Genomic DNA, 19189 nt, shown 5'->3' on the forward strand with positions numbered 1-19189 from the left:
AACCTTGGACAGTACGGCGGTCGTTCATCACCATGTGGGAATGACCGCCGTACTGCCTTCGTCGTACACCGTCCGCCCGCCACGGCTGGAGGACGCGCAGGCGGTCCTCGAGCTGGTCTCCGACTACAACACCTCGGTGGTCGGTTTCGCCGACTACACCCTGGACGACGCACAGGACGAGCTCTCCGAGCCCGGGTTCGACCCGGCGACCGACGGCTGGTTGGTGTTCGACGACGGCCGGCTGGTCGGGTACGGCTCGATCTTCGGCAAGGGCGATCATCACCAGCTCGACCTCGATGTCGTCACCACCGACCCCGTCGTGGAGCGTTTCCTGCTCGACCGGGTCGAGGCTCGCGCGGCCGAGCTCGCCGCGCAGCACGGGCACCCGGCGGTGCAGGTCGACATCGTCAACTACCAGGCCGACAAGGCCCGGGAGGAACGGCTGGCCGGGTACGGGTTCGAGCGCGGCACGATCTTCCACCGGATGCGGATCGACCACGACGGGACGGTGCCGGCGCCCGCGGTTCCGGCCGGTGTCACGGTACGGCGGGGCGCGCCGGACGAGGCGAGCCGCCGGGCGGCGCACGACGTACTGAATGCCAGCTTCGCGGGGCAGTTCGGGTTCTCGCCGCGCTCGTACGAGGAATGGCACGCTTCGCTGGAGAACTTCTCGGGGTTCGACTGGTCCCAGCAGACGGTGCTCGAACTGGACGGCGCGGTGGTCGCGATGCGGCTGTCCAACGACCAGTTCGTCGAGGACGAGAACTGCGGCTACATCGGCCGGCTCGGCGTCCTCGAGAAGGCTCGCGGGAAGGGCCTCGCGAAGTTCCTGCTCCGCGACCAGTTCGCGCTCGACGCGGCCGCCGGGCGGACCGGCACCATCCTGCACGTCGACACCAACAACCCGACACCCGCGCTCGGCGTGTACCTGTCGGTCGGCATGCAGCCGGTGCTCGTGATGGAGGTCTGGCGCCGCCCGGTCACCGCCGCGTGAACCTGCCAGCGGGTCACACCGTTCGTCCAATGGCCCTGACGGACGCCGAGCTAATCGCGAAGCGGTCTGCGAGCTATGCCTCGGCGCTACTCGGTTTCCCGAAACACAGCCCGGAGGACGTCGCCAACTACCTGCGAGATCCCGGGATCAACCTCGCAAGCGACGCCTGGGTGGTGCTCGACCCAGACGGCGCCTTCGCCGGCTCGGCCACAGCGGTCCCCATCACCGGCGGCACCCACCTGAACGTCGACATCCTCAGCACGAATCCGATCGTCCTCGACTGGCTACTAACGCAAGCGGAACACCGCGCCCGCGCCGTCGCGGCGGAGCGATCGCAGGCCCGCGCCGTCGGCCCAGAGGCGGGGCGATCTCAGACGCGCGAGGTCGACCAAGAGGCGAGGGCTGTGGGCGACGAGGTTGTGGTGAGGGTTGGGGTGATTCGACAGGATCGGGTGCTGCCGGGTGTTCTCGCGGCACACGGGTTCACGGTTGGTACGTCGACGCATCGGATGCGGATCACCTTCGACGGCCCGGTGCCGGCACCCGCCGTACCGGAGGGCGTCGTCGTACGGCGCGGCGCCCCGGACGAAGCGATCCGCCGGGCGGCGCACAGCGTACTGATGAAGGCTTTCGCGGACCAGCCCGGAACGCTGCCGCGGCCATTCGAGGACTGGGCCGCGTCGCGGGAGAGCCGGTCGACGTTCGACTGGTCGCAGGTAACGGTCGTCGAGGTCGACGGCCGGGCAGTCGGGATGACCGAGTGCAACCACAACTTCGTCACCACCGACAACTGCGGCTACGTCGGACGACTCGCCGTCATACCGTCCGCCCGCGGCCGCGGCCTGGCCAAGTTCCTGCTCCGGAACGCATTCGCAACCGACGCCGCCGCCGGCCGCACCGGCACCATCCTGCACGTAGACGCAGCCAACCCAACCCCAGCCGTAGCCCTCTACACACGTGCCGGCATGCACCCAGACCTAACCAGCGACATCTGGACCAAGACCATCCACCCCTGACCCGCGCAATCCCCTCACACACGGGGCGAGATATCCCTCGGCGTTAGGGCTTCTCCCCTCGCATGCCAACGGAGAACTCCCAACACGAGGGGATATCCGCCTCCCCGATCCGCTGACCCGGCATCCCGCCGCCGGAACGAGTGGTGGGTGGTGCCGTACCGCCTTACGCGCCGAGCCGGCGGCGACCGGGCGCCGCCGATGTGCACTCTCGACAGGTAGAGCACCCCGAGACACCGTACACATCCGAGGCCGACACGCTCAGGTGCACTACCCCGCCGCCCGATACCACCTGTCCAAATGCACACAGATCCGGGAGAGCCAGATATCCCGTCTCGTACTCGGGGGCGCGGCTGATCAATCCCTTCTGCCCCGACGTTGGGATTGCCTTCGGGAGATCTGAGAGATTACTCTCGAAACATGTCTCTCAGGAATCCGTACGGCGATTTCGAGATCACCGACCCGCAGGCGATGCGGGCGCTGGCTCACCCGGTCCGGCTTGCCGCCCTCAGCTATCTGCAGAAGAACGGGCCGGCGACGGCGACGCAGTTGTCCGAGCACGTCGGGGCCTCCCCCTCGGTGACCAGTTGGCACCTGAGGCACCTCGCGGGCTTCGGTCTGGTCGTCGACGGCCCGCCGCCGAGCGGGTCGGACCGGCGGCAGCGTTGGTGGAACGCGGTCGCCCGTGGGTTCCGGTACGAGATGCCGGACACCCCAGAAGGCGCCGAGGCCGGCCGGCTGCTCCGGACCGAACTGATGAACCAGGCGCTCGAGGCTGCTCAGCAATGGCTGGTCGAGACCGAGCCGCACCTCGACCCCGAGTGGAGCCGGCTGGCGGGTTCGGCGAACACCCTGCTCGCGCTCACGCCCGCCGAGGCCGAAGCACTCGAGTCCGCGATCGAGCAACTGATGGCGCCGTACATCCAGCGTCGCGACGCGGGCGAGACCCCCGCCGACGCCCACCCGGTGCGGTACCTGCGCATCTCCTTGCCTGAAGCAACGGAGTGACCATGAAGACGCTGCCCGCCACCAGCCTTTGGCGCGACCAACGGTTCCGGACGTTCTGGTCCGCGCAGACCGTCTCCGAGTTCGGCGATCGGATCACCGAGCTCGCGCTGCCGTTGATCGCCGTCACGATGCTCAACGCCTCCCCCAGCCAGGTCGGTTTCCTGACGGCAGCGGTCTGGCTGCCGAACCTCGCGTCGCTGTTCATCGGCACCTGGGTCGACCATCGCCGCGACAAACGCCCGCTGATGATCGCCGCCGACCTGGCCCGGACGATCCTGCTGCTGACCTTGCCGGTGGCCTACTGGTTCGACCTGCTGGCCCTCAGCCACCTGTACGTGATCGCGATCCTCGCCGGCACGGCACATGTCGTGTTCGGTACGGCGTACGCCTCGTTCTTCGTGCGGATCGTGGATCGGGAGCAGTTCCTCGAGGCGAACAGCAAACTGTCCGCGACCCGGTCGATCTCGTTCATGGGCGGACCGGCCGTTGGCGGTCTGCTGGTGCAGTGGCTGACCGCGCCGGTTGCGATCGTCGTCGACGCGCTGACGTTCGTGTTCTCGGCCATTCAGATCAGCCGATTGAAGGTCGAGCCGGGCGCATCTGAGGAGTCGAGCGAGCCGTTGCTCCGGCGGGCGGCCGCGGGGATGCGGTACGTGCTCAAGCATCCGTACCTCAGCCGCAGCCTGGGCTGCGCGACCACGGTGAACTTCTTCAACCTGATGAGCATGGCGCTGCTCGTGCTGTTCGCGAGCCGCATTCTCGGGTTGTCCGCGGGGGTCATCGGCGTGGCGTTCGGCATCGGCGCGTCCGGCGGCCTGCTCGGCGCGGTCACCGCGTCACCGCTCAGCCGCCGGTTCGGCGCCGGTCCGGTGATCGCGGCCGGCGCGATCATCTTCCCGGGCTCGATCGCGATCGCCGCGCTCGCAGACGGGCCGACGTGGCTCAAGGCGGTCGCGCTCGCGGGGGCCGAGTTCATCGGGGCGTTCGCGGTGATGTGCTTCGACGTACCGCTCAACTCGCTGCAGGCAGCGGTCGTCCACGACCACATGCGGAGCCGCGTCGCGGGCGCGTTCAGCAGTATCAACTACGGCATCAGGCCGCTCGGCGCGGTCGTCGGAGGATTCCTCGGCACCTGGATCGGTGTCCGAGAAACCCTCCTCGTCTCCGCCGCCGGCGGCCTACTCGCCGTCCTGTGGCTGATCGGCTCCCCGATCATCCGCACCCGCGAACTGACTGGCCTCGAGCCACCGGACCTCTAGTCCTCGACGAGCTCCTCGACCGGGTCGACCTTGTTGACGGTCGTGCGGAGGGGGACCTCCTTGATGAAGATGACCGCGAGCAGGCTGACCACCGCGCAGGCGGCGGCGATCAGGAAGATCCTCCCGGTGGCGTCGCCGTACGCGTGCCGGACCAGCTCCGCCAGCTGCGGCGGCAGGTGGTTGACGTCCAGAAGACTCGTGCCGGAACCACCCTCCTGCAGCTTGCGCGCCGCTTCGGCGCCGTTCGGGCCGGAGAGCACGCCGGCGATGATCAGGTCCTTCACGCGGGCCGCGAGTACCGCACCGAGAGCCGAGACGCCGACCGCGCCACCCAGGCTGCGGAAGAAGGCGACGGTCGCGGAGGACGCGCCGATCTGCGTGACGTCGACGGTGTTCTGTACGGCGAGCACCAGGTTCTGCATCGTCATCCCCATGCCGAGGCCCATCGCGAGCATGCCGAGCCCGACGAACCAGTACGGCGAGGTGTGGTCGATCGTGCCGAGGATCAGCAGACCACCGAGCAGCAGTACGCCGCCGGACACCAGGTACCGCTTCCACTTGCCGTAGCGGGTGATCAGCTGACCGGAGCCCGCCGAGCCGACGAACGAACCGAGCATCATCGGGATCGTCAGCAGGCCGGCCTCGGTCGGGCTGTAACCGCGGGCGATCTGGAAGTACTGACCGAGGAACAGCGCGCTGCCGAACATCGCGACACCGACCGCGAGGCTGGCGACGATCGCCAGCGCCGTGGTCCGCTCCCGGACGACCTTCAGCGGGACCAGCGGCTCGGCCACCCGGTTCTCCACCACGACGGCGAGGAAACCGAACAGCAAGGTGCCGCCGACGAACAGCGCGGACTGCCAGGACATCCAGGCGAAGTCCGAGCCGGCGAAGGTGACCCAGAGCAGCGGCAGGCTCGCCGTGATGCTGATCAGCACCGCGCCGAGGTAGTCGATGCGGACCTCACGCTTCAGCACCGGAAGGTGCAGGTACTTCTGCAGGATCACCAGGCTGACCACGGCCAGCGGGACGCAGACGTAGAAACACCAGCGCCAGCCGAGCCACGAGGTGTCGACGATGACGCCGCCGATGAGCGGGCCGCTGACGGTCGCGACCGCCATCACGGCGCCCATGTACCCGGAGTACCGGCCCCGCGACCGGGGTGGGATCGCGGCGCCGATGATGGCCTGGGCGAGCGCCATCAGACCGCCCATCGCGAGGCCCTGCAGCACCCGGGCGCCGATCAGGAATGTCACGTTGTGGGACAGACCGGCCAGCGCCGACCCGATCACGAAGATCGAGATCGCGAGCTGGACCAGCAGTTTCTTGCTCATCAGGTCCGAGAGCTTGCCCCAGATCGGGGTGGACACCGTGGTGGCCAGCAGGCTCGCGGTGAGGACCCAGGTGTACTGCGTCTGGGAGCCCTCGAGGTCGGCGATGATCGTCGGCAATGCGTTGCTGACGATCGTCGAGCTCAGCATTGCCGTGAACAGCGCGGCGAGCAGGCCGATCAGGATCTCGAGGATCTCGCGGTGGGTGAGTTCCGGCGCACTGGGCAGTTGGCGCCGGGTCTCGGTGACAGTCATCAGTCTCCAGTCTTGGGTGATCGCCTCACGACCCTGTTGGCCTCGGTGATCGCGTGGGCGACGCGCTGCATGGTGGCAGCGGCCGCGACCATCGCGTCGTCGTCGAGGTCCGCAAGGGCGGTTCTCAGTTGCCGGGTGTAGGACGAATAGAGCGCCTCGAGCTGGGCCTTGCCCTGGGACGAGAGGCTGACCAGCCCCACGCGGGCATCGGCCGGGTCAGGCCGACGGCTCACCAGTCCGTCGGCCTCCAGCGCGGTCAGCTGCCGGCTCACCACCGACGCGTCGACGCCGAGCTTGCCGGCGATCTCGCCGCCGCGCTGCTCGCCGTCCTTCATCAGCACCTTGAGCACACTCGCGTCGGAACGGCGCAGCCCGCCGTCGCCGGCCAGGTGCCGGTGCTCGATACACCGCACGGCGCGCACCAGTGAACTGACTCCTTCGAGCAGCTCCTGCGCGGCCGCATCCCGCTCTACCCCCGGGACGAGGGGTTGCTGAGCTAGTTGCATAACCCAACTATATACTAAAATGGTTGGTTTCCACAACCATATGCCGATCGTGTGGACCCGAGCTCACGCACAGCGAGACCGATGTGCCCCCGCCGGAACGGGGATACCATCTCGGAAGGGGGCGCACTCCGCTGCGGCGGTGCACCAAGGTCCAGTGGGCGACTGAGGTGAGGCCATGACGGCCACCACAAGTGAACAGGCGCGATTCGAGCCGACTGTCTTCGGGGCGGTGCGCCGGTACCCGGTCATGGTGCTGACGATCACGGTCCTCTGCATCGCGGCAGCGGTCGGATACATGCAGGCCTCCCCCGCGGTCTACGGAGCCGAGGCGACCGTCACGGTACCGCAGAGCTTGCTGACCCAGGATGATGCCGGCGAGCAGTACTTCGACAGCCAGGTCCTGCTCCTTCGGTCGCCACAGGTCGCCGAGCTCGCCGCCCGGATCGCCAACGCGACCCTGAACCAGAACCTGCTGTCCCTCCACGACTTCGCGGGCGAGAACAAGTCGCTGGAGATCACTCCGCCGCAGCAGGTCGCGCCGGGCGGTTTCGGTTCCAGCATCGTCACTGTGGCGTTCCGGTCGACGGACCCCAAGGTGGCTCAGGTCGGCGTCAACGCGGCCCTCCAGGCCTTCGACGAGGTGCGCGCGGCCGGCATCGTGGCTCAGGGCGAGGACGAGGTCGCCGCGATCGAACGAGCCATCCTCGACGCCCGGACGAGAGGCCAGCAGACCGACCTGCTGAAGCAGCGCACCCAGACCCTGGTCAACCTCCAGCTCGACCTCGCCACGCATCCTGCCATCGCCTGGGCGGCTGAACCGCTCGTCCCGCTCAACAACAGCTGGAAGAAATCCGCCGCCCTCGGACTGATCGCCGGATTCCTCCTGGGGGCCGGCCTGGCGTACGCGCGAGCCGCCCGGCACCGGTGCATCTACGACCGCCTGGACCCGGTGGCGATCTACGACGCTCCGCTGATCGGTGAGATCCCACCGACCCCGACGAACCGCGTCCTGCCCGGCCGAACGCTGCCGATGGCAGCCGATCCGCTCTCCCAGGTGGCCGAGGCCTTCCGGTTCACTGCGGGTTCGGTCGAGCGGATCCGCGCCGACCGCGCCGACCGGCTGGCCGTCGCGTTCGTCTCGGCGGGTACCGCCGCAGACCGCAGCTCGGTCGTGGCCAATGTCGCGCTCGCGATCGCTGAGAGTGGTACGCCGGTGCTGGCTGTCGATGCCGACACCCGCCGGGCCGTCCTGACCGGCCTCCTACTCCCCGGCAGTCCACCCGCCGAGGGCTTCGAGCAGGTGGTGGCCGGCCAGCGCAACATGGCCGACTGCATCGAGTCCAGCCCTTTCAACTCGGACGTCACGGTACTCCCGGCCGGCCCCGCCCGGGCGCAACGGACGACGGGTGCGGCGTACTCGGAGGCGGTGGAGAAGCTGATCACCGAGGCCAAGGCATCGTTCGACGTGGTACTGATCGACAGTCCGGCCGTGCTGACGGTGGCGAACGCGGTCGAGCTGGTGCGCGACTCGGATGCGGCCGTCGTCGTACTCGGTGCGGGTGACTCGGTGCAGGACCATGTCAGCGTGGTGCAACGACTGGACCAGGTCGATTCCGGCGTCGTCGGCTACGTCTATCGGCGACCGCCCCGCGGGCCGAGGTTCCTCCGCGAGATGTGGAAGCTGGCCGCCGGCCCGGCCCGTCCGCCGTCCGGCTCGCCGTCGCCCGCCTTCGGGTTCGCGTCCGTCAAGGAGCAACGGTCATCGGCCCGACTGCCACGGGGTTGATGCGGAATGTCGTCGTACCTGTTCGTGATGTACGGCCGTCTGCTCGCGTTCCTGCTGGCCGGCTACCTGTTCTTCGACCGGGCCTTCGCCTACCTTCACCTGCCAGGAAGCCCGGTGTTCATCGCGGAGATGGTGCTCGGGGTCGGCGTTCTGGCCGCGGTCATGTCGACCCGGTACCTCAAGGTGCCGATCCGGGACGAGCCCATCTTCGCGCTGCTGCTCGCGTTCGCTGTCTGGGGTCTGATCCGGACGCTGCCCGGCGTCGGCACCTACGGGCTGGACGCCGTACGGGATGCCGCGCTCTGGTACTACTGCCTCTTCACCTTCTTCGCCGCGGCCGCGCTCGCCCGGTCTCCGGAACTCCTCGACCGGATGATCGACGGGCTGAACCGGCTGACTCCCTGGCTGCTGCTGTGGCTGCCGCTCGCCATCGTGCTGATACCACTGGCTCCGAGTGTGCCCAAGGTGCCTTTCTCCGACGTGTCGGTCCTGTCGCACAAAGTCGGGAGCGCGACCATTGCGGCATTGCTGGCGCTCGGAGGTCTGTGGTTGCTCCCCTGGACCCGCAGCCATCGCAGCCGCGCTTGGTGGAGTGTGCTGGCCCTCGTGGCCATCGCGCTCGCCGCCACCCAGAACCGCGGCGGGCTGCTCGGTGCGCTGGCCGGCGGGGCGGTGGGACTGGCTTTCCTGCACAACCGGCTGGCCCTCGCCGCCCGGTTCGTCCTCATCATCGCGATCGGCCTCGGCCTGGCGTCGCTGCTGTCGCTGAGCGTGCCGGTCGCCGGGCTCCAGGGCCGGGACTATTCGGCGTCCCAGCTGATCGCCAACATCGCAAGCCTCGGCGGCCAGGACTCACCCGGCAACCTGGGCGGCACCGTCGAAGGCCGTGAACAGCTGTGGACACGGATCCTCGCCAAACAACGGGCGGACCACCATCTCGTCGACGGCTCCGGCTTCGGTCAGAACCTGGCGGCCGAGGTCGGCGTCCTGGACGAGGGCAAGGACACCTTGCGGAGCCCGCACAACTCACACCTGCACATCATGGCCAGGTTGGGACTCGTGGGCATCGGGCTGTGGATCGCGCTGTGGGCGGGCTGGTACTGGCGGCTGGTCGCCGGCTGCAGGCGTCTGGCACGGGAAGGTTCACACGTCCGCCGCCAGGTGGCGGTGCTCTCGATGATGGTCACCACGACGGTGCTGGTGTCGTGCTTCTTCGATCCCCAGCTGGAAGGCGCCCAGGTCGCGGCGCTGCTGTGGACCGCGTTCGGCATCGGCGTTGCGGTCACCACGGTCCGCCCCTGGTTCCCTGGTACGACGGACGCGCCCGCGCAGTCGGAGCAGCGACGGTGACGAGGTGGCGTCTGCTCGGGACCGGCAGCCTGCTGGTCCTGGCGTTGCTGCTGATCTCGTTGTCCTGGCACGGCGCCGGTGAGTCGACCGACCCGCCTCCCGCGAGCGGCATCGGCCCGACCGGTCCCGTCGGGCCGGTCGACAGGTCCTGTGAAGGAGTCTCGATCGCACCGGGCAACGACATCCAGTCCGTCATCGATGGGCACCCGCCCGGTACGACGTACTGCCTCTCCCCCGGCACCTACCGCATCGAGCAACCGCTGCGACCGAAGGAAGGCGATGCGCTGATCGGTCACCGGGGCGCCGTCATCAGTGGATCGAAGGTGCTGACCGACTGGCGGAAGAACGCCCATGGGTGGTCGGCGATCGGATTCCTGCCCACCGCACCGGGCGAGCACGGTGAGTGTCAGCCGGACGTTCCGACCTGCGCGTACGCCGAGGACGTCTTCGCCGACAAGCGGCGGCTGTCCCGGGTGGCGTCCTTGGACGCAGTGACTGCCGGAACAGTCCACGCCGACTACAGCTCGAACACGATCACGATCGGAGACGATCCTCAGCGCCACCTCGTCGAGCAGGCGCTCGCTCCCAGCCTGGTCAGCTCGACGGCGGACAACGTCACCGTGGCGAACCTCGTCCTCGAGGAGGCCGCCAACGAGGCCCAGACCGCCGCAGTCGAGAGCCGTCAGCCGCACGACGCCGGAACCAGCTGGCGAATCACCGCCAACGAAGTGCGCTTGCATCACGGCGTCGGCCTGGGGATCTCCGACGGAGCCGTTGTCACCGGCAACTATCTTCATCATCAGGGTCAGCTCGGGTACGGCGCGTGGGGCGCCGGATCGGTGATCCGCGACAACGAGATCGCGTTCAACGGTGTGGCCGGCTACTCGTGGGCCTGGGAGGCCGGTGGCGGCAAGAGCTGGCAGACCGAGCGACAGACGATCACGCACAACTACGTCCACGACAACCATGGCCCGGGGCTGTGGGACGACGGTGGCACCATCGACACCGAGTACTCCGCCAACCGAATCACCGGCAACTGGGGTGCCGGCATCCAGCACGAGCTCAGCTACGACGCCACGATCAAGGACAACGAGATCTCGGGCAACGGCGTACGCCACAAGGGGTGGGCCTGGGATGCCGGCATCCAGATCCAGTCGTCGGGCGGGACGCGGCTGATCGAGATCGCCGGGAACGCCGTGAGCGACAACGCCAACGGCATCGTGCTGATCGACAGCGGTCACCGGGTCGACGAGTCGCCGGCGCCGCACGGGCCGCATCTTGTGCGCAATGTGTGGGTCCATGACAATCGCGTCCGCATGGCCGCTGGGCAGACCACCGGGGCGGTGCAGGACATCGGGGACACTGCGGTGTTCAGCCGTAACCACAACCGGTTCGAGGGCAATACCTACTCGGTGCCGTCGCTCACCGAGCCGCAGTTCGCGTGGAACGACGGCGAGCTCGACTGGGGTGAGTGGCGCGGCCTGGGCAACGACGCCGACGGCCGGGCCGACCGCCGCTGACGCTAGCTCAGATCGTCGTTGAGGCGGGCCAGGAGGCGGCCGAGATCGGCGAGGTCGGTGGGGTTCCAGCGGTCGAGGATCGCGCGGAACTCGGTCTGGCGTTGGGTGCGCATGGCCTCGTAGCGCTCGGCGCCGGTGGTGGTCAGGCGGAGCAGGCGGGCGCGGCCGTCGTCGGGGTCGCCGACACGTTCGATCAGGCCGAGGGTCTCGAGCTGGGTGATGCCGCGGCTGACGGTGGACTTGTCGAGGCCGAGTACCTGGGCGACGTCGGAGGCGCGGACGCCGGCATTGCCACCGGTGCCCATCTCGATCTGGGAGATCAGCGCGTAGCCGGCCGCGTCCATTTCCGGGTGCACACGACGGGCCAGCCGCAGGGAGGCCGACCGTGACCGTCGGAACAGCGCCGACAACTCCTGCTCGATCGCCGCAACCATCTGCTCCGACCGCTCAGCTTGCTGGTTCGGTTGGTCGATCTCGGCGGGGGTGCTCACCGGACCACGATCCCGGCGTCGCGGAGGGCCTGCTTCACGTCGGCGATCCGGAAGTCGCCGAAGTGGAACACGCTCGCGGCGAGTACGGCGTCCGCGCCGGCCTGGACCGCGGGCGGGAAGTGTTCCGGCGCTCCCGCTCCCCCGCTGGCGATCAGGGGTACGTCGACCACCGCGCGGACCGCCTTGATCAGCTCGAGGTCGAACCCCTGCTTGGTCCCGTCGGCGTCCATCGAGTTCAGCAGGATCTCCCCCGCGCCCAGCTCACAGCCGCGCTGCGCCCACTCGATCGCGTCCAGCCCGGCCGATTTCCGGCCGCCGTGCGTGGTGACCTCGAACCCACTCGGCTGCTCCGCGGCCCGTCGTACGTCGAGGGACAGCACCAGCACCTGGTTGCCGAACCGGTGCGCGATCTCGTGGATCACGTCCGGCCGTGCGATCGCGCCGGTGTTGATCCCGACCTTGTCCGCACCGGCCCGCAGCAGCCGGTCCACGTCACCCACCTCGCGCACCCCGCCGCCGACGGTCAGCGGGATGAACACCTGCTCGGCAGTACGCCGGACCACGTCGTACGTCGTCTCGCGCGATCCCGACGACGCCGTGATGTCGAGGAAGGTCAGCTCGTCCGCACCCTCCGCGTCGTACACCTGCGCCATCTCGACCGGATCCCCGGCGTCCCGCAGATCCGCGAAGTTGACGCCCTTCACCACCCGCCCGGCATCAACGTCCAGACAGGGAATCACCCGCACAGCAAGACTCACGCGGCAAGCCTAGCGTTCACCCCGAACCGGCCCCGGCTACTTCCAGGCGCGGCGGCGGTTGTCGGTGGATTTCATGGGGCGGGTGGACTCCCAGACGCGGCGCCAGCGGGCTGCTTCGGGGCCGGTTTGGGAGGGGGAGGCGCCGATGGCGGCGCGGCGGCGGGACTCGTACCAGGTGGTGGACTCCTCGTCGAGGAGGGCCGAGACGGCGGCCGCGATCCGAGGTGCGAAGTCCCGGGCGCTCTCACCCTCAGCGGGCTTCAGCGGGTCGCCGTACCGGACGTGCACCGCAGGGCGGCCGGGGATCGGCCAGCCGCGGCCGCGCGGCATCGCGGCGAAGGAGCCCTTGATGCCGACCGGGATCACCGGTACGTCGTGCTCGACGGCCAGGTACGCCGCGCCCATCCGGAACCGCTGGATCCAGCCGTCCGGCGAGCGTGTGCCTTCCGGGAAGACGACGACGTTCCAGCCGTCGGCGAGCAGGTCGCCCGGCGTGGAGCTCATCTTGCCGCCGCGGCGCTCGATCGGGAACGTGTTGAACACGATCGCCGAACCGGCCGCCCGCCACCAGGTGTCGAAGAAGTAGTCCGCCGCGGCCGCGAAGGCCGTCTTGCGGCGCATCGCGTCCGGCAGCGACAGCAGCAGCAACGGGGTGTCGAGGTGCGACGAGTGGTTCGCCACGATGATCGCCGGGCCGTCGAGCTTGAGCAGCGAGTCCAGGCCGCTGACCCGCGGGCTGACCTCGAAGTTCAGGACGGCGTTCAGCGGACCCTTCTGGAGCAGGTCGCGGATCGCGATCGCGGCCGGCGTCCGGGCCCACTTGGTCGGGAAGACCGTGGACTCCTTCGGGATCACGTACGGCTCGGCGGACCGCGGCACCTGCGGCCGCCGGCCCCACCGCCACCCACGGGCGACCTGACGAACGTCGCGCGCGGTGTCCTTGCCGAACTTCACCAGACTGGTGCCCATCAGCGCACGTCCGCGAGCAGGTGCGGCGGGTTGTGCAGGTACGTGATCGACGGCGACCGGCCGACCGAGTGGCTGACCATCTCGAGCGCGTCCTGCAGCGTCGACGCGGACCGGAAGCCCATCCGCTCGACGGTCTTGCGGTTCGCGCCGACCCAGACGATGTCACCGCAGTGGTCCAGGGCGTGGGAGATCCAGTACCACATGTAGAACGGGTGTACGCCGTGGTACGCGTACGACGTCCGGTACAGGTGGATGTACCACGGGTCCTCGGCGTACTGCTTCTCGAACTTCGCCTCGATCGTCGCCGGGTCGGTCGACTCCGACAGCACTTCCTCGAAGAAGTCGACGTACGACGGGTGGTGCAGCTGGCTGAACTCGTAGTCCACCGGGTGGTACAGGATCACCGCGCCGTCCTTGCGGACGACCGGGTTGCCCCGGTACGAGTTGAAGTAGTAGCCCAGGCCCATGCAGGCGGCCAGGATCGGGTTCATCACCGAGTTCACGTTGTAGGGGCCGATGAACGGCACGCCCATGATCGCAACGTCGGACTGGCCCTGCACCTCGACCATGTGCTGGCGGTGCACGTTCTCCAGCGTCTTGTCGTGCACCGGCTCGATCTTGCCGGCGTGCACCCCGGTCAGCCCGTAGTTGGAGCGGGTGTCGGTGAAGATCTTGTGCCGCAGCTTGGCCGGCGCGGCGGCGAGCCCGCGCTTGGCAGCCAGGAAGGATCCCTGGTCCTTGATCGACCACTCCCACTCGCGCTTCTGCAGGAACTCCAGCGGACCGCCGAAGATGTCGTTGTTCAGCGTGGTCTCGATCTGGAAGACCTTGACGTGCTGGGTCAGGATCTCGCCCATCCGCCAGGCCGAGTGGTGCATCTTCGAGGCCTTGTGGTCCATGAAGGACCGGGAGTGGATCATCGTGTGGCTGTTGTGGTGGTGCTTCAGCGACTTGTACGACGCCAGTCCGATCGACGTCGACTTGTGGCCGCCGTCCATCGCCACCAGGTTCACGTTCACGTAGACCAGCAGGTCGGACTCGGCCGCCCGCTTGGAGATCTCGACGTCCTCGCCGTGCTTGGTCTGGCCCAGGTGGGTCAGGTTCGCGGTGTCCTCGGCGTCGAAGTTGTAGAGCTTGCCGTCCGGGAAGAACGACCGGAAGACCCGCTCGCCGACGATGTCGCGCAGTTCGTTCGGGGTGAGCCGGCGGTGCAGCGCGTTCGCCGAGATCAGCTCGACGTCGTCGACCCCCGCGTCGGCGGCCATCGTCAGGACGGCCTCGATGATCCGCTGCCGGATGTCCGGCTTCTTCATCGGCGGCAGCGGGATCGAGATGTCGTCGAACGCGATCGTCAGCCGCATCCCGGCGTGCAGCAGCTCCGGCAGCGGCTCGGACTCGAGCGGGTGCAGCAGCGCATTCTGGATCGCCTCCTCGACGTCCCGCACCGGCGGCAGCGCCTCCGGCGGGTACACCACCCGGGTACCGAGCGGGAACCGCTCCAGCAGGAAGCCCTCACCGTTGTGCACGAGCAGCGGCGGGGTCCGGTCGTCCACCTCAAGCACAAAACCTGGCCGAGACATGTTCAGAACCTCTCTCGTCGTACGTTCAGCGCCCTCATGAGGCCCTCACATCGAATGCGACCTTGACCGTGCCGAGTCGGCCGGCCGAATGCGCGTGGTCCAACGCCTCGCGCCAGCGGTAGAGCGGGTAGCGGGCGCCGACAATCCCGTCCAGCGGGGCCCGGCCGGCGAGTTCCAGCGCGGTCTCGAACGCCGGGCGGCCGTTCGGCTCCTCCCGCGCGGACGCGTACGTGCCGGTGACCTCGAGCTCGCGGAACCACACCGGCGACAGGTCGGCACCGCTGGCCGGCATCCCGGACAGCACCACCCGACCGCCGGCCTTGGTGACCCGAAGCACGGTGTCGATCGAGTCCTTGCTGCCGACCGCGTCGACGGCGACGTCGACACCGCCGAGCAGGAACTCGCCGCCGCTGAAGTCCTGCTTCAGCCGGAACGCACCGGTCGACCGCCGTACGCCGCGGAACACCTCGTCCGGCGCCACCACATCGCTGGCCCCGAACGCGCGCGCCAGCTCCCGCTGCTTCGCGTGCTTGGCGACCACCGTGATCCGTCCGGCCTGCGTCAGCTCGCGCAGAGCGAGCGTCGCGAACAGCCCGACCGCGCCGGCGCCGCTGACCAGCACCGACTGTCCCGGCTCGACCTTGGCCCGCAGCGCGGCGTGTACCGCACCCGCCAGCGGCTCGACCAGTACGGCGCGCTCGTCGGACATTCCGTCCGGTACGGCGTACAGCTGGCTGCGATGCGCGACCATCAGGTTGCCCCAGCCGCCGCCCGTGTCCCGGCAGAACCCGGTCTGCAGGCCCGGCGCGACATGGCCGACGGTGATCCGGTCGCACCTGTTGGTGTTTCCGGACGCGCAGCCCTCGCATGGCTCGACGCCGCGCGCCGCGCAGGTCAGGACGCTGTCCATGACCACGCGGGTGCCCTTCGGCAGGTCCTCGCAGTCGTCGAGCAGCTCGCCGACGATCTCGTGACCGGGGACGAACGGCATCGACACGACCGCGGAGAAGTACAGCTTCGTGGAGCCGGTCACCATGCCGAGGTCCGAGCCGCAGATGCCGGACAGGATCGGCCGGATCCGCGCCCAGCCCTCCCGCTCGGCCTTCGGCTCGTTGATGGTGACGAGGCGCAGCGGCGCGGCCGGTCCGGTCAGGATGCCGGGGATGCGGCCGCCGACCGCCTTGGCCGCCAGGTACTTGGCCGGCGACCGGTACATCTCGAGAGCGAGCATCATCGTGCATTCACCCCAGGAAGCTCGAGACGGGACGACGTGGACGGGGTCTTCCAGTCGACGATCTGCCAGCGCGCTGCCCGGGCAGCCCGGAACAGCGACACGTCCGGCGAGACCGCGACCGGGTTGCCGACCACCGACAGCATCGGCAGGTCCGAGTGGCTGTCGGCGTAGGCGTACGACTTGGACAGGTCGATGTTCGTCTGCCGCGCGTGGTGCTTGAGCCACGCGGCCCGCGACTCACCGACCAGCGGCGGACCGGACAGGAAGCCGGTGCAGCGGCCGCGGTCGTCGACGGCCAGCTCGGCGGCGACGATCTCGTCGAACAACGGCTCCAGCGGACGGGTCAGCGGCCGGACGGCGCCGGTGATCAGGATCGTCTTGTGCCCCGCGGCGCGGTGCTCGCGAATCCGTCGTACGGCGGCGCCGCTCAACCGTTCGAGCACGTGCTCGGCGAGGATCTCGTCGACGATCTGGTTCAGCTCCTCCAGATCCGCACCGGCGTACCGGCGGTAGATCGTCCGGAGGAACGTGCCGCGGTCCTTGCGCTCGGCGGCGATCAGCTTCGGGAGCTTGCGGAGCATCGCGCCGATCTCGCCGGCCCGCTGCGGGCCGTCCAGCTCGGGCAGCCGCATCCACAGGTAGGTCTCGATCACGTTCGACGACAGCAGCGTGCCGTCCATGTCGAACGCCGCGACCACCTTCGCCTCGGACGGCTCGACCTTCTTCAGTACGCCGGCGGACTCGGCGAGCGCCTTGTTCCGCTTCTTCCGGACGACGTCCAGTCGGCGCATCGACTCGGTGACGCTCGGGCAGTGCAGCTCCTGCAGGTAGTACTGCCAGTCGACGACCGCGGTGTCGCAGGCGAACTTCTCCTTGTCGTCGCCTTCGAGCGCATTGTGCAGCGCGAGCACGTTGTCGTCGATGAACTGCAGCTCCGCCTGCGCGTACTCGGAGTACAGGTCCATGTAGCGGCGCAGGAAGTCGAGGCGGCGCTTCTGGACGTCGAGCTCGCGGGCGTACTTCCGGGTCCGCTCGCCCCGCGGGATGGTGGTGATGATCTTGTCGGCGATCTTGTGCGCGCGCTCGCCGTACCGGAGCATCGTCTCGACCGAGTCGCCGCCTGGGAACTTCCACACCGGCAGCCGGACCGCGCCGCGCTCACCGAGGTCGAACGGGTGCTTGGAGAAGTACGCGCGGACGCCGGCGTACAGCTGCTCGAACGTCAGCGGGTTCCGGGAGCCGGAGCCGATGTGGTAGTACTCCGGCTTGCTCAGCTCGGGTTCGGTCGCCATCACCGCGCAGATCGCGCCGACGACGTGGTCGACCGGGATGATCTCGATCACCGAGTCCGGCGACGCCGGGAACTCGGGCAGCTCGCCGCGGCCGTACGCCAGGATCAGCGGCTCGGCCATCTTGAAGCCCTCGATCCAGCCCGGGTGCGGGCTCTGGAGCGCGGACTCGATGATGGCCGGCCGGACGATCGACGTCGGCAGCTTGCCGGAGAACTCCTCCACCACGCGCTCGCCGAGCGCCTTGGTGAACGTGTAGCAGTCGGTCCAGCCGAGGCTGCGGGCGCGCTCGGTGCCGGTCTCGACCAGCCGCTTCGCGACCCATTCGGTACGCCGTCGCTCGGTGTCGGCCGCGGCCGTCAGGTGACCGGCGCGCCGGTGCAGCTTCTCGGCCTCCTTGCGGAACTTGGCCAGCATCGGCGCGGACCGGGACTGCTCCTCGATCCGGGCCTTCATCGCCATCCCGGCCTCGGCCTCGGTCCGCCAGTCGACGAAGTGGTCGACCGAGGCCTCCGGGATCGCGCCGCGACGGCGGCCGGCCGTGTAGGCGGTGGAGATGTGCACGTAGTGGACCGGCTTACCGGTCTCCACGATCCGCTCCAGCAGGCTCTTGGTGCCGAGCACGTTGGTCGTGAACGCCTCGTGGATCGGCGGGTCGAAGCTCACGTCGCCGGCGCAGTGCACGACGATGTCGAGATCCTTCGGCAGCTCCGGTACGTCGGCCAGGTCGCCGTCGATCACCTGGATCCGGGCGGCCGACAGCGCCTCGGCGTCGGCGTACTCCGTGCCCTCGCCGTAGAACGGCTTGAAGATGTCCTTCTTCAGCAGCTGCGCCATCCGGTCGGTGCCGGTCAGCGAGCCCTTCGGGCGGATGATCGCGGCCACGGTGGTGCCGGGGAGCTCGCCGATGATCCGGTGCAGCAGCGCCTCACCGACGAATCCGGTGACGCCGGTGACCAGGACCTTCTTGTCCTTGAGCTTGTCGGCCAGACTCACTTGTCGCCTCCACGCGTGAGCTCGAGTGCCTCGGTCAGGGTGAACGCACCGGCGTACAGCGCCTTGCCGACGATCACGCCTTCCACGCCGTCCGGGACGAGCGTGCTCAGAGCCTTGAGATCGTCGAGGCTCGAGACGCCGCCGGAGGCGATGATCGGCTTGTCGGTGCGTGCGCACAGGTCGCGGTACAGGTCCAGGTTCGGCCCCTGGAGCATGCCGTCCTTGGTGACGTCGGTGACCACGTAGCGCTCGCAGCCGGCCGTCTCCAGCCGGGCGAGCACCTCGTACAGGTCGCCGCCTTCCTTGGTCCAGCCGCGGGCGGCCAGCGTGCGGCCGCGGACGTCCAGTCCGATCGCGACGCGGTCGCCGTACTGCTGGATGATCCGGTCGCACCACTCCGGGTCCTCGAGCGCGGCGGTGCCGATGTTGACCCGTCGGGCGCCGGTCTGCAGCGCGGCTTCGAGGGAGTCGTCGTCGCGGATGCCGCCGGACAGTTCGACCTGTACGTCGAGCTTGCCGGTCACCTCGGCGAGCAGCTCACGGTTGCTGCCGCGACCGAACGCCGCGTCCAGGTCGACCAGGTGGATCCACTCCGCACCCGCGTCCTGCCACGCCATCGCCGCCGCCAGCGGGTCGCCGTACGACGTCTCACTGCCGGCCTCGCCCTGCACCAGCCGAACCGCCTGACCGTCCGCCACATCGACGGCAGGCAGCAGCACCAGGTTCTCAGACATGGCCACACCCTAGAGGGCCTTGCTGAAGGATTCGTAACCCGGACGCCTCCTGAGTCGTTTGAATCCGATCTGTTTCAGCAATACCAGTATAGTCAGTGGTCTTATCACTAGGCTGG

Annotated in this window: 16 protein-coding genes; 7 read left to right on the plus strand and 9 right to left on the minus strand. The window is 68.8% G+C overall.

Features of this window, described 5'->3' with window-relative positions; all coding sequences use genetic code 11:
* Positions 1 to 40 precede the first annotated feature (40 nt).
* The 4 genes from ACLJOO_RS14295 (at position 41) to ACLJOO_RS14310 (ending at position 4274) form a co-directional block, all read left to right on the plus strand.
* Positions 41 to 994: a GNAT family N-acetyltransferase gene (locus ACLJOO_RS14295; protein ID WP_410787538.1), complete on the plus strand. Its 954-nt coding sequence runs from the start codon at positions 41 to 43 to the stop codon at positions 992 to 994.
* 29 nt (positions 995 to 1023) lie between these two features.
* Positions 1024 to 2010, plus strand: coding sequence for a GNAT family N-acetyltransferase (locus ACLJOO_RS14300; RefSeq protein WP_410787540.1), 987 nt, complete (start codon positions 1024 to 1026; stop codon positions 2008 to 2010).
* A 417-nt stretch (positions 2011 to 2427) separates the two neighbouring features.
* Positions 2428 to 3015, plus strand: coding sequence for an ArsR/SmtB family transcription factor (locus tag ACLJOO_RS14305; protein WP_410787542.1), 588 nt, complete (start codon positions 2428 to 2430; stop codon positions 3013 to 3015).
* Positions 3016 to 3017: 2 nt separating this feature from the next.
* On the plus strand, positions 3018 to 4274 hold the full coding sequence (locus ACLJOO_RS14310) for an MFS transporter (RefSeq protein WP_410787544.1): 1257 nt from the start codon (positions 3018 to 3020) through the stop codon (positions 4272 to 4274).
* Here the strand turns inward: ACLJOO_RS14310 and ACLJOO_RS14315 are convergent.
* Both ACLJOO_RS14315 and ACLJOO_RS14320 read right to left on the minus strand, forming a co-directional pair.
* Positions 4271 to 5860, minus strand: coding sequence for an MDR family MFS transporter (locus ACLJOO_RS14315; RefSeq protein ID WP_410787545.1), 1590 nt, complete (start codon positions 5858 to 5860; stop codon positions 4271 to 4273). The two genes, ACLJOO_RS14310 and ACLJOO_RS14315, sit on opposite strands and share 4 nt — an antisense overlap.
* Entirely contained in the window at positions 5860 to 6366 is a 507-nt protein-coding gene (locus ACLJOO_RS14320) for a MarR family winged helix-turn-helix transcriptional regulator (protein WP_410787546.1), read from the minus strand. Before ACLJOO_RS14320 ends, ACLJOO_RS14315 begins: the two co-directional genes overlap by 1 nt.
* A 175-nt stretch (positions 6367 to 6541) precedes the next feature.
* On the opposite strand from ACLJOO_RS14320, the gene ACLJOO_RS14325 reads away from it, so the two are divergent.
* From ACLJOO_RS14325 to ACLJOO_RS14335, 3 genes are read left to right on the plus strand one after another with little or no spacing between them, the layout of a single operon-like run.
* Positions 6542 to 8152: an AAA family ATPase gene (locus tag ACLJOO_RS14325; protein WP_410787547.1), complete on the plus strand. Its 1611-nt coding sequence runs from the start codon at positions 6542 to 6544 to the stop codon at positions 8150 to 8152.
* 6 nt (positions 8153 to 8158) lie between these two features.
* Complete coding sequence (locus tag ACLJOO_RS14330) at positions 8159 to 9502, plus strand: O-antigen ligase family protein (RefSeq protein ID WP_410787549.1); 1344 nt, start codon at positions 8159 to 8161, stop codon at positions 9500 to 9502.
* Positions 9499 to 11022, plus strand: a complete 1524-nt coding sequence (locus tag ACLJOO_RS14335; protein ID WP_410787550.1) for a right-handed parallel beta-helix repeat-containing protein — start codon at positions 9499 to 9501, stop codon at positions 11020 to 11022. The genes ACLJOO_RS14330 and ACLJOO_RS14335 overlap by 4 nt, the downstream gene beginning before the upstream one ends.
* Positions 11023 to 11024: 2 nt before the next feature.
* Here the strand turns inward: ACLJOO_RS14335 and ACLJOO_RS14340 are convergent, their stop codons facing one another.
* The 7 genes from ACLJOO_RS14340 to priA form a co-directional block, all read right to left on the minus strand.
* Complete coding sequence (locus ACLJOO_RS14340; protein WP_410787551.1) at positions 11025 to 11513, minus strand: MarR family winged helix-turn-helix transcriptional regulator; 489 nt, start codon at positions 11511 to 11513, stop codon at positions 11025 to 11027.
* A complete protein-coding gene (gene hisF / locus ACLJOO_RS14345; protein ID WP_410787552.1) occupies positions 11510 to 12271 on the minus strand; it encodes an imidazole glycerol phosphate synthase subunit HisF in 762 nt (253 codons plus the stop codon). The genes ACLJOO_RS14340 and hisF overlap by 4 nt, the downstream gene beginning before the upstream one ends.
* Before the next feature lie 36 nt (positions 12272 to 12307).
* Positions 12308 to 13240, minus strand: coding sequence for a lysophospholipid acyltransferase family protein (locus ACLJOO_RS14350; protein ID WP_410787554.1), 933 nt, complete (start codon positions 13238 to 13240; stop codon positions 12308 to 12310).
* Entirely contained in the window at positions 13240 to 14793 is a 1554-nt protein-coding gene (locus ACLJOO_RS14355) for a lactate racemase domain-containing protein (RefSeq protein WP_410787556.1), read from the minus strand. Before ACLJOO_RS14355 ends, ACLJOO_RS14350 begins: the two co-directional genes overlap by 1 nt.
* A 61-nt stretch (positions 14794 to 14854) precedes the next feature.
* Entirely contained in the window at positions 14855 to 16054 is a 1200-nt protein-coding gene (locus ACLJOO_RS14360) for a zinc-dependent alcohol dehydrogenase (RefSeq protein ID WP_410787557.1), read from the minus strand.
* The gene (locus ACLJOO_RS14365) at positions 16051 to 18339 is read right to left on the minus strand and encodes an HAD-IB family hydrolase (protein WP_410787559.1); all 2289 of its coding nucleotides are present in this window, start codon (positions 18337 to 18339) and stop codon (positions 16051 to 16053) included. Before ACLJOO_RS14365 ends, ACLJOO_RS14360 begins: the two co-directional genes overlap by 4 nt.
* The gene (priA, locus tag ACLJOO_RS14370) at positions 18336 to 19073 is read right to left on the minus strand and encodes a bifunctional 1-(5-phosphoribosyl)-5-((5-phosphoribosylamino)methylideneamino)imidazole-4-carboxamide isomerase/phosphoribosylanthranilate isomerase PriA (RefSeq protein ID WP_410787560.1); all 738 of its coding nucleotides are present in this window, start codon (positions 19071 to 19073) and stop codon (positions 18336 to 18338) included. The genes ACLJOO_RS14365 and priA overlap by 4 nt, the downstream gene beginning before the upstream one ends.
* Positions 19074 to 19189 lie beyond the last annotated feature (116 nt).

Origin of the sequence: Kribbella sp. C-35 (genome assembly GCF_046549195.1) — a bacterium.
Taxonomy (GTDB): Bacteria; Actinomycetota; Actinomycetes; order Propionibacteriales; family Kribbellaceae; genus Kribbella.